This is a genomic window from Polaromonas sp. P1_E12 (genome assembly GCF_056405975.1).
This window is the reverse complement of the sequence record NZ_JBFUBB010000002.1, coordinates 817,407-829,619: the sequence shown is the minus strand read 5'-3', so window position 1 is coordinate 829,619 and position 12,213 is coordinate 817,407. Positions and strand designations below refer to the sequence as shown.

2 protein-coding genes are annotated in these 12,213 nt (G+C 63.5%); both read right to left on the bottom strand.

Going from position 1 to position 12,213, the window contains the following annotated elements; all coding sequences use genetic code 11:
• Positions 1-459: 459 nt before the first annotated feature.
• Positions 460-3,009: a two-partner secretion domain-containing protein gene (locus AC1D13_RS09650; protein WP_477689424.1), complete on the bottom strand. Its 2,550-nt coding sequence runs from the start codon at positions 3,007-3,009 to the stop codon at positions 460-462.
• Between the two features lie 421 nt (positions 3,010-3,430).
• A complete protein-coding gene (locus AC1D13_RS09645; RefSeq protein ID WP_477689423.1) occupies positions 3,431-12,160 on the bottom strand; it encodes a YDG domain-containing protein in 8,730 nt (2,909 codons plus the stop codon).
• Between the last annotated feature and the right edge of the window lie 53 nt (positions 12,161-12,213).

Below are 12,213 nucleotides of genomic sequence, written 5' to 3'. Positions count from 1 at the left end.
GAGCGGGGTAACAAGGGCCCCGTGAAGGTAACCATAAGTATCCTTGAATTACCCCCGAAATGCATGGGGAAACGACTGCATGTGGCGTTTCAACACCGGCGTACCCACGCGGATGCGGGAACCAACGATGCCCGCGCGTATTGGGGGGATTTTGACGCTATGTTTTTAATAGCTGCTGGCGCACGTCCATATTGCGCTGGAGGCACTTTTTGCATTAAAAAAACAGGCCGGAATTGGCTGAAAAAGCCGTTTAGCGCTGTTTTCCAACCCTGTCGGGGTGCGTAGATCCCAAAAATCCCATTTTGTTGGCAATTTTTGACCAGGAAATCACGCCTATAGGCAATACAGACGTGCGCCAGCAGCTATAAAAAACATAGCACCCCTCCAGTCACTTCCTGACTTCCTGGGTGGTACCGCATGACGAGAAGCGTTTCCTGTCCTCCACCGCCAGCTTGACACTTACTCGTCTTCACCCGTGTTGCCGGCTTCGGCGGCGGCCGTCCTCAGGGCATCGACCTGGGCGTCGGGGCTGAGGCCGATGCGGGGGTTCGCGGAGCGGTTCACGCCGGCCAGGTAGATCATCGCGCTGCGGTAGGCCTCGTCGATCAGGAAATTGCCACCCGAAATCGTCAGCGTGCCACCCGTGATGTCGTAGCCCTCCTGGTCCGACCAGGCGAAGTAGCTGCCAGGGTTGGTGCCGCTGGCGGCCGTGACGCCCGGCGCACCGGCGCCCGACTGCTGCGCACCGTTGTAGGCCACGCTGGTGTCGGGCAGCGCGAGCGGCTGCAGAAAGCTGCGCAGCAGCGGACCGGTCTGGCCTTCATAAATGCGCCACGTGGCCGTGGAGCCGCCTTGGGTGGCGATGTCCCAGCCGCTGAAAGTGCTGGCCTGCGTCAGCTGCGCACTGGTCTTGCCGGTGCCGCCCGCGCTGGTGGCCTGCCCAGAAGTGCCAATGTCCCAATAGCTGTTGTTTGTCGCTGCCGTTCCAACCTGTTCGGCCACGAGCCCGCCTGCCATGCCGGTGGCAGTGACGCGGCCGGTGCTGTAGGCGCGCGTGATGATGCCGTCCAGCGAGCTGCCGACCAGTCCGCCCACCTTGTCGGCGCCGCTCACGGCGCCGCTGGCGTACGCGTCGGTGATGCCGCCCTGGCTGAGTTCGCCCACCAGGCCTCCAACCTCGTCGTTGCCCTGAACCGATGCTGTGCTGTAGACATTGCTGAAGGTGGTGCAGCAGCCCTGCCCCGCGATGGCGCCCACAAAGTCGGCGCCGGTGATGCTGCCGCCCACCAGCCCGAGGTTCTGGATGCTGGTGCTCTGTGTAAGGCCGAACAGGCCCACAAAGTTGTCGCCCGGGCGGTTGATGAAGAGGTTGCGGATCTTGTGGTTGAGCCCGTCGAAGCGGCCCTCAAAAATACCCGGCGCGCCGACGCCACCCAGGGTATCGAAGCCGGCACCGGCGTTCCAGTTCACCGTGTCGCTCGCGTCGATGTCGGCGCCCAGCACGTAGTTGCCGGTGGGGTTGCCGTTGATGCCCTGCAGGTCGGTGCCGGTGGTGCTGCCTGCCACGCCCAGGCTGGTGATGACTTTGTATGGGTCCGTGACGCCGTCGCTGCCCAGCCGGGTGCTGAAGTTGTCGCCGGCCCGCAGGTTGACCGGCGCGCGCACGTTGTAGGTCGCCGTGTTCCCCGCATTGATGGCGCCCAGCCCGTATTCCAGTGCCAGCTTGCCATTGGCGTGCTGCGAGGTGATGGACGCGTTGATGTTGATATTGCGCCAGGCGCTCAAGGTCAGCGTGGTGCCCGCGTTCCAGGTGAAGGCAGCGTTGACGTGGATGTCGCCGTTATCCGTACCGCCGGCATTGTTGGTCGCCAGCGCCACATTGCCCAGGTTGAGGCTGGCGGCCAGGGTACCCGCGCCTATGCCGCTGCCGGTCAGCGCACCGCTGCCAGCGGCGACGGTGAAGTCGGTCGGGTCTATCAGCCAGGTGCCGTGGTGGCCCCCACCGCCTGCAGCGGCCAGTGTGGTGATGACGGCACCGTCAGCCACCTTGACGTGTGCCGCCGACGTTTCGACAAAGCCGCCATCACCGCCCATGGGTGCCGATGCATCCAGCGTGCCACCTGCGTTCACCGTGCCGGTGTCCATGTCGCCCATCAGCAGGATACGGCCGGCCTTGTTCTGGATCGTTTTGGCTTCGATGACACCGGTGTTGTTCACCGTGGCGGTGGTCAAGCTGTCCATGGCTTTCGCGGAAAGCAGTACTTGCCCGCCGTTCGCCTGGATCAAATGTTTGTTCTCGGCCAGCGCGTTAATGGCGCCCTGGTCGATGCTGTAGCCCAGCAGGCTGCCGTTATCAATGTTCAGCGTGACCTTGTTGCCTGCGGCCAGAAGTGCAGTGCCCAGCGATGCCGTCATCACGCCTTCATTGCGTACTTCGGGCGCCAGCAAGGCGAGGTAGCCACCCTGCCCCGCGTTCAGCGTGCCCTGGTTGACAACCGGGCCGCCCGAACCCGTGAACACATGGTTGCCGGACATGAAGTCGGCATTGCTCATGCTGAGCGTCGAGGCGACCAGGCCGCCGACATTGACCTGGCTTCCGGCGCCAAACAGCACGCCGTTCGGGTTCAGGATAAACACCTGGCCGTTGGCCGTGAGGCTGCCAAGCAGTTCGCTCGGGCTGCTACCGGTGACGCGGTTCAGCGCAATCGCCGACGCATTGGGTTGATTAAAGATCAGCGCCTCATTGGCCACCGTAGACAGGCTGGTCCAGTCAATCGCCACGCGCTGGCTGGTCTGGTTGACGGTGGTGGTGTTGCCCACCGTGGCCAGGCTGGCGGCGCCCGCAGACACGCTGGCGCTGGCGGCGTCTGCGGCCCGGGCCTGCTGGGCACCTCCGGCAAGCAGGAGCAATGCAGCGCTGCAGGCAGCGTTGAGTGTGAACCCGCCCGTTGCACTGGCGCGGCGCCGGGCCAGGCGGTAAATGCGGTTGATGCCGGCATGGCTTTTCATGTGTAGCCTTTCGGGACAGGACGGGCGGCGAAGCCCCCAAGATCTCTCTTTTCCTGCCGGCGATGGTATGCCAGTTGGGGCCACAGGCCCATGCGCCGCGCATGACAAATGCCATATTACGACGCCCCGGACCGACGCGATAGCCTGGGTTTCACGCACGGCGCAGCCTTGCGCCCCTTGTTTGCTACAGTTTTGATAGCTGCTTGCGCCCATCTTTATTGCGCTGCAGCCTGATTTCGCTATCAATCCTGGTGCAGGCGCCCAAACGACTGCTACGAGCGCATCAGCCGCGGCGTTGCCGCCGAAACCACCACCGCCCGACGAGCCAAGCAGGGGCCGAGGGTCCGGCTTCGCCGGCCCCAGGCGCCGCCCCCTCGAGGGGGGAGCAGACTACACGCAGTGAGTCTGAACGGGGGTGAGTCTAGTTCTCGTCGGTATTGCCCGCTTCCGCCGCGGCGGCCGCCAGCGTGCCGGCCATGGCGTCAGCGCTGCCGCCAAATCCACCACCACCTGCGCCACCGCCGGACGCGCCGCCCATGCCGGCCACAGCCTGCATCGCGCTGTCATAGGCGCCGACCAGTGTTTCACTGCCAAGCGCCACGGTGCCGGCGTCGGAAGTCTTGATGCTGAGCGCGCCATTCGCAAAGCCCAGCGCGTAGTTGCCGGAGATCGAGTTCAGCCCGCCCGGCGTGATCACATAGCTGCCAGCGGCCACGGCCCCCTGAGAAGATCCGCCATAGCCCACGGTTCCGCCGATATCAGCCGACGTATCGCCCGCCACAAAACCGCTGTAGCTCACGCCGTTGCCACCGCTGTAGGCCGTGCCGTCGTAGTTCTTGCTGTCGTTGTTGGCTGTCACCGTCAGTGCCTTGGGCGTGATGCTGGCCGTGGTCGTTGTAGTGGTGTTCAGCAGGTTGTAGTTGCCGGCGTCGGTGCCTGAAGTGCTGATGCCGTTCACGCCGACGGTCTTGCCCACACCGGCGTTCTTGTCGGCGAAGGAGGCAGTGCCCGTGACGCCCAGCACATCACCGGCCACACGGTTGTCGCCGTAGCCCACGGTGGCTGCCGTCGTACCGTCATACACCTTGTTCACGCCAGCGGCTGTCACCGTCAGGTCCCTGGCGGTGATGTTGGCTGCAGCAGTGCCGCCTGCCGCGATGCTGTAGTTGCTGGCCAGTCCGCCGTTGCTGCCGTCTGCCAGCGTCGCGCTGTTGACGGTGACCAAATTGGCCGTGGCCACGTCCTTGCTGTTGAAAGTTGCCGTTCCGTTGGCGTTGACGGTCTCCGTACCGGCCAGACCTGTCAACCCGCTCAGGGTTGCGGTGGCCGTGGTGTTGCCGTCATAGGTCTTGTTGGCGGCGGCCGTGCTGTAGGTCAGGGCCTTGGCGGTGATATTGGCAGCAGCGGTACCACCTGCTGCGACGCTGTAGTTGCTGGCCAGCCCGCCGTTGCTGCCGTCCGCCAGCGTCGCACTATTGACGGTGACCAGGTTTGCCACCAGCACATCTTTGCTGTTGAAGGTGGCGGCATTGCCCGCCACACTGACAGTTTCCGTCCCGACCAGGCCGGTCAGGCCGCTGATCGTGGCCGTTGCACCCATGCTGCCGTCGTACTCCTTGTTGGCCGCTGCCGTGCTGTAAGTCAGGGCTTTGGCCGTGATGTTGGCGACAGCAGTGCCACCTGACACGATGCTGTAGTTGCTGGACAGGCCTCCGTTGGCGCCGTCTGCCAGCGTCGCACTGTTCACGGTGACTGTGTTGGCGGCCAGCACATCTTTGCTGTTGAACGTTGCCGTTCCGTTGGCAGTTACGGTCTCCGTCCCCACCAGGCCAGTCAGCCCGCTCAGGGTTGCAGCGGCTGTGGCATTGCCGTCGTAGGTCTTGTTGGCAGCAGTCGTGCTGTAGGTCAGCGCTTTCGCAGTGATGTTGGCCGCAGCGGTACCGCCAGCGGCGATGGAATAGTTGCCGGCCAGCCCGCCGTTGCTGCCGTCTGCCAGCGTGGCGCTGTTGACGGTCACGAGGTTGGCGGTCAGCACATCTTTGGTATTGAACGTTGCACCGGCACTGGCCGTCACTGTCTCGATACCCACCAGTCCCGTCAGGCCACTCAAGGTTGCGGTGGCTGTGGTGTCGCCATCGTAGGTCTTGTTGGCAGCGGTGGTGCTGTAGGTCAGTGCCTTGGCGGTGATGTTGGCCACAGCAGTGCCACCTGCCGCAATGCTGTAGTTGCTGGCCAGCCCGCCATTGCTTCCGTCGGCCAATGTGGCGCTGTTGACGGTGACCAGGTTGGCCGTGGCAACGTCTTTGGTGTTGAACGTTGCACCGGCACTGGCCGTCACCGTCTCGGTACCCACCAGGCCCGTCAGCCCACTCAAGGTTGCGGTGGCCGTGTTGTCACCGTCGTAAGTCTTGTTGGCAGCTGCCGTGCTGTAGGTCAGCGCCTTGGCGGTGATGTTGGCCACAGCAGTGCCGCCTGCCGCGATGCTGTAGTTGCTGGCCAGCCCGCCGTTTGTTCCATTGGCCAGCGTGGCCGAGTTCACTGTCACGAGATTGGCGGTCAGCACATCTTTGGTGTTGAACGTTGCACCGGCACTGGCCGTCACCGTCTCGGTCCCTACCAAGCCAGTCAGTCCGCTCAGGGTGGCAGTGGCCGTGCTGTCACCGTCGTAGGTTTTGTTACTTGCAGTAGTACTGTAGGTCAGCGCTTTTGCGGTGATGTTGGCTGCCGCAGTTCCGCCGGCGGCAACGGAATAGTTGCTGGCCAGTCCGCCGTTGCTTCCGTCGGCCAGCGTGGCTGAATTGACGGTCACAAGGTTGGCCGTGGCGACATCTTTGGTGTTGAACGTCGCATCGGCACTGGCCGTCACCGTCTCGGTCCCTACCAAGCCAGTCAGTCCGCTCAGGGTGGCAGTGGCCGTGCTGTCGCCGTCGTAGGTCTTGTTCGCCGCTGCCGTGCTGTACGTCAGCGCCTTGGCCGTGATGCTGGCCGCAGCAGTGCCGCCTGCTGCGATGCTGTAGTTGCTGGCCAGTCCGCCGTTTGTTCCATTGGCCAGCGTGGCGCTGTTGACGGTGACCAGGTTGGCCGTGGCAACGTCTTTGGTGTTGAACGTCGCACCGGCACTGGCCGTCACTGTCTCCGTACCAACCAGGCCTGTCAATCCACTCAATGTCGCAGCGGCTGTGGCGTTTCCGTCATAGGTCTTGTTGGCAGCTGCCGTGCTGTAGGTCAGGGCTTTGGCTGTGATGGTGGCTGCCGCAGTTCCGCCCGCGGCGATGGAATAGTTGCTGGCCAGGCCGCCGTTGCTGCCATCTGCCAAGGTGGCACTGTTAACGGTGACCAGGTTGGCGGTCAGCACGTCCTTGCTGTTGAACGTTGCCGTTCCGTTGGCAGTTACGATCTCCGTGCCCGCAAGCCCGGTCAGCCCGCTCAATGTCGCAACGGCTGCGGCGTCACCGTCGTAGGTCTTGTTGGCGGCTGCCGTGCTGTAGGTCAGGGCTTTGGCGGTGATGCTGGCTGCAGCGGTGCCACCAGCCGCGACGCTGTAGTTGCTGGCCAGCCCGCCGTTTGTTCCATCGGCCAGCGTAGCCGAGTTCACAGTCACGAGATTGGCGGTCAGCACATCTTTGGTATTGAACGTTGCACCGGCACTGGCCGTCACCGTCTCGGTACCCACCAGGCCGGTCAGCCCGCTCAGGGTTGCGGTGGCCGTGTTGTCACCGTCGTAAGTCTTGTTGGCGGCGGCCGTGCTGTAGGTCAGGGCTTTGGCCGTGATGTTGGCTGCCGCAGTTCCGCCAGCAGCGATGCTGTAGTTGCTGGCCAGCCCACCGTTGTTTCCGTCGGCCAGCGTGGCTGAATTCACGGTGACCAGGTTGGCCGTGGCAACATTCCTGGTGTTGAATGTTGCACTGGTGCTGCTGGCCGTCACCGTCTCCGTACCCACCAGACCCGTCAGGCCGCTCAGGGTTGCGGTGGCGGTGTTGTCGCCGTCGTAGGTCTTGTTCGCCGCTGCCGTGCTGTAGGTCAGGGCTTTGGCCGTGACGTTGGCTGCAGCGGTACCGCCAGCGGCGATGCTGTAGTTGCTGGCCAAGCCGCCGTTTGTTCCGTTGGCCAGCGTCGCGCTATTGACAGTGACCAGGTCGGCCGTAGCAACGTCTTTGGTGTTGAACGTCGCACCGGCACTGGCCGTCACCGTCTCGGTACCCACCAGACCCGTCAGGCCGCTCAGGGTTGCGGTGGCCGTGTTATCGCCGTCGTAGGTTTTGTTGCTTGCAGTGGTGCTGTAGGTCAGCGCTTTCGCGGTGATGTTGGCTGCAGCGGCACCGCCGGCGGCGATGGAGTAGTTGCTGGCCAGCCCGCCATTGGTGCCATCGGCCAGCGTAGCCGAGTTAACGGTCACGAGGTTGGCAGTCAGCACGTCTTTGGTATTGAACGTTGCACCAGCACTTGCGGTAACCGTCTCGGTACCGACCAAGCCCGTCAGGCCGCTCAGGGTTGCGGTGGCCGTAGTGTCACCGTCGTAGGTCTTGTTGGCAGCTGTGGTGCTGTAGGCCAGTGCCTTGGCCGTGATGTTGGCCGCAGTGGTGCCGCCAGCGGCGATGCTGTAGTTGCTAGCCAGCCCGCCGTTTGTTCCATTGGCCAGCGTGGCACTGTTAACGGTAACCAGGTTGGCCGTGGCAACGTCTTTGGTATTGAAGGTAGCGCCAGCAGTACTTCCCAGGGTTTCCGTATTGACCAGCCCTATCAGGTTCAAGCTGGCCGAAGCCGTAGTGTCGCCGTCGTAGGTCTTGTTGGCAGCGGTGGTGCTGTAGGTCAATGCCTTGGCGGTGATGTTGGCCACAGCAGTGCCACCTGCCGCAATGCTGTAGTTGCTGGCCAGCCCGCCGTTTGTTCCATTGGCCAGCGTGGCACTGTTAACGGTAACCAGGTTGGCCGTGGCAACGTCTTTGGTGTTGAACGTTGCACCGGCACTGGCCGTCACCGTCTCGGTACCCACCAGACCCGTCAGCCCGCTCAAGGTTGCGGTGGCCGTGTTGTCACCGTCGTAAGTCTTGTTGGCGGCGGCCGTGCTGTAGGTCAGGGCTTTGGCCGTGATGTTGGCTGCAGCAGTGCCGCCTGCCGCGATGCTGTAGTTGCTGGCCAGGCCGCCGTTGCTGCCGTCCGCCAGCGCCGCGCTGTTCACGGTGACCAGATTGGCCGTGGCTACGTCCTTGCTGTTGAAAGTTGCCGTTCCGTTGGCGTTGACGGTCTCCGTACCGACCAGACCTGTCAACCCGCTCAGGGTTGCTGTGGCCGTGGCGTCACCGTCGTAGGTCTTGTTCGCCGCAGTGGTGCTGTAGGTCAGTGCCTTGGCCGTGATGTTGGCTGCCGCCGTACCACCTGCCGCAATGCTGTAGTTGCCGGCCAGGCCGCCATTGCTTCCGTCGGCCAATGTGGCGCTGTTGACGGTGACCAGGTTGGCCGTGACAACGTCTTTGGTGTTGAAGGTGGCACCGGTGCTGGTAGCCGTCACCGTTTCCGTCCCAATCAGGCCGGTCAATCCACTCAATGTCGCCGCGGCTGTGGTGTCGCCGTCGTAGGTCTTGTTGGCAGCAGCGGTGCTGTAAGTCAGGGCTTTAGGCGTGATCGTGCTGCTGGTGTTGTCCGCATAGCTGAGCACATAGTTGCCGCCGCTGTTGCCGTCGTTGAGCGTGGCGCCGCCCACGGTCACCGTCTTGCCGGTGCCCGCATTTTTGTCGAGGAAGGCAAAGCTGCCGCCGGTAGCGGTGTCGGTGTCAAACAGTTGGGTGCTGCCGGTCGCGGTGAACGTGCCTGCAGCGTCGAGCTGGCCGTTGTAGGTTTTGCTGACGTCGGTGGTGGTCAGCACCAGGTTGGCCTGGGTGATGGTGAGGTTCCCGCCGCTGATGTCGTAGCCCTGCTGGGTGGAGTAGTAGCCGTTGTACAAGCCCGCATTGCGGCCGCTGGCTGCCGCTCCCAGCAGGTTGGCATCGACCAGGGTGGTCGCTGCGGCGGTTTGCGTGGTGCCGTTGTAGGTCTGCGTGGCGTTGAGGGCATCGGCCAGGTTCAGTGGCGTGAGGAAGCTTCTCAGCAGCGGCATGCTGTGGCCCTCATAGATACGCCACACTGCGTTGCTGCCGCCTGCAGTGGCAATGTCCCAGCCGGCGAAGGTGCTGGCCCGCTTCAACTCGTCATCGGTCTTGCCAGTGCCGAAAGCGTCTGGCAGCCCCGGGTTGGCGGTGGCGCTGTGGTAGCTGTTGCTGATCGTTCCGTTGTTGTAGCCGATCAGCCCGCCGACATCGCTGCCGCCGGTGACCGTACCCGTCGTGGCGTAGCTGTCGCTGATCGTGCCGCCGTTGTAGCCGATCAGCCCGCCGACATAGTCGCCGCCGCTAACGTCGCCTATAGCGTAGCTGTTGCTGATCGTGCCGCTGTCGTTTGACCCCACCAGCCCGCCGACATTGGCGGCCCCGCTGACGTCGCCCGTGGCGTAGCTGTTGCTGATCGTGCCGCCGTCGTTTGACCCCACCAGCCCGCCAACATTGGCGCCCCCGCTGCCGCTGACGTCGCCCGTGGCGTAGCTGTTGCTGATCGTGCCGCCGCTGCTGCTCCACCCCACCAGCCCGCCGACATAGTAGCCGCCGCCGCTGACGACGTTGCCAATGGCGTAGCTGTTGCTGATCGTGCCGCCGTCATTTGACCCCGCCAGCCCGCCGACATAGTAGAGGCTGCCGCTGACGTCGCCCGTGGCGTAGCTGTTGCTGATCGTGGCGTTAGTGTTCTGCCCCACCAGTCCGCCGACTTCCTCGCCACTGCTGACGCTGACGTCACCCATAGCGTAGCTGTTGCTGATCGTGGCGTTAGTATTCTGTCCCACCAGTCCGCCGGCAAGACGGCAATAACCGCTGCAGCTGACGTCACCCATAGCGTAGCTGTTGCTGATCGCGCCGCCGCTGCTGTTCGACCCCACCAGCCCGCCGACATAGCCGCCGCCGCTGACGACGTTGCCAACGGCGTAGCTGTTGCTGATCGTGCCGCCGTCGTTTGACCCCACCAGCCCGCCGACAAGGCCGCCGCCGCTGACGTTGCCAATGGCGTAGCTGTTGCTGATCGTGCCGCCGTCGTTTGACCCCGCCAGCCCGCCGACATAGTCGCCGCCGCTGACGTCGCCCGTGGCGTAGCTGTTGCTGATCGTGGCGTTAGTGTTCTGCCCCACCAGCCCGCCGATATTGTCGCCGCCGCTGACGTCACCCGTGGCGTAGCTGTTGCTGATCGTGCTTCCGTTGTAGCTATATCCCACCAGACCGCCGACATAATTGACACCGCGAACGCTGCCACCCACCAGCCCTACGTTGCTGATTTGCGCTCCGCTGGCCCTACCAAACAGGCCAACGAACTGCGCGCTCCGGTCGATGGTGAGGCTGGACACCGTATGACCGAGGCCGTTGAAACGGCCGTTGAACGTATTGCCAATTGGATCGAATCCTGCGTTGCCGTTCCAGGCGGAAGTGACGCTGGCGTCGATGTTAGCGCCCAGGGCGTAGTAGCCGTTCAAATCGCCGTTCATACCCTGCAGGTCGGTGCCGGTCGTGCTGCCTTCGCCCCCCAGGCTGTTGATGACGGTGTAGCCATTTCCGTTGATGGTGAGGAAGCCGGTGCCGTTGCGGGCGAAGTCCACCCGGCCGGTAAAGCCGGTTGAGGTCAGGCCAACCTTGACGGTGCCGCCTGCCACACCCGCATCGGCGCCGTTGGTCGCGCCAGTGTTCAGGGTCAGCGCGGAGTTGCCGCTGGCGGTCATCACCGCATTGATATTGATGTCGCGCGCTGCCGTGAGGGTCAGGGTGTTGGCGCTCCAGGAAACGTCGTCGTTGACGTGGATGTCGCCATTGCCGGCCGTGCCGCCGCCGCTGCTTTGCAGTTCCACGTCGGTGGTACCAAGGTTCGCGCTCAGGGTTGCACCGGTCATGTCGCCACCCGATGCGGCGATGGTGTAGTCCTGCGGGTCAATCAACCATTTGCCGGTGCGGCCTTGCGGCGCCTGGGTGGTGACACGTGTGCCCGCTGCCACTTTGACGTGCGCGGCAGATGTTTCAATAAAGCCACCATCACCACCATTCGGGGCGGATGCATCGAGCGTGCCCGTCACATTGACCGTGCCGGTCTCCATGTCGCCCATCAGCATGATGCGGCCGGCCTTGTTCTGAATCGTTCTGGCTTCTATCACACCCGTGTTGTTGACGGTTGCAGTGGTTAACGCATCCATGGCCTTGGCCGATAGCAGCACCTGCCCGCCATCGGCCTGAATCAGTTGTTTGTTTTCAGCCAGCGCGTTAATCGCACCCTGGTCGATGCTGTAGCCCAGCAAGGAGCCGTTGTCCAAATTCACGGTGACCTTGTTGCCGGCTGCCAGCAGGGCGGTACCCAACGAGGCGGTCATCACGCCTTCGTTGCGAACTTCTGGAGCCAGCAGGGCGAGATAGCCGCCGTTCGCCGCCGTCATCGTCCCTTGGTTGACCACCGAACCGTTGCCGCCCGAGTTCGTGAAAACGTTATTGCCGGCCATGAAGTCGGCATTGCTCATATTGAGCGTCGAGGCGACAAGACCACCGACGTTCACTTGCGACCCGGCGCCAAACAGCACGCCGTTCGGGTTCAGGATAAACACCTGGCCATTCGCCGTCAGGCTGCCCAGGAACTCGCTGGGGCTGCTGCCGATAATGCGGTTCAGGGCTATCGCTGAAGCATTGGGCTGGCTGAACACCAGCGCTTCGTTGGCGCGGGTGGACAGGCTGGTCCAGTCGATCGCCAGGCGCTGGCTGGCCTGGTTGATGGTGGTGGTGTTGCCGAGTGTGGAGACATTGCCCGCACCGGCAGTTACGCTGGCGTTGGCCGCATCGGCCGCGCGGGCCTCGTGCGTAACCACGGCCAGGGAAGTGAGCAGCACCAGCGCAGCACGGCAGGCCGTATTGAGCGTAAAGCCTGAGCCTTCACTTCCGCTTTCTGCCCCTCCGCCAGGGGTCGAGCTGAACAGCACGCTGCCGCGCGACGAGCCGCCTTTGCCTCGCCCCTTGGCGTTTTCCGCCACGGCCACCCACAGGTTCAAGGCGGCGTTCCAGACAAGACGGTAAATGCGGTTCATGCTGGCGTGGCTTTTCATGGCAGTGACTTTCTGGAAAAAAAAGGGCGGTTTGGGAGCGCCTGCGCGCACCC

Coding starts and splice junctions, on each gene's coding strand:
- AC1D13_RS09650 (WP_477689424.1), bottom strand. CDS start 3,009: ATGAAAAGCCATGCCGGCATCAACCGCATTTACCGCCTGGCCCGGCGC.
- AC1D13_RS09645 (WP_477689423.1), bottom strand. CDS start 12,160: ATGAAAAGCCACGCCAGCATGAACCGCATTTACCGTCTTGTCTGGAAC.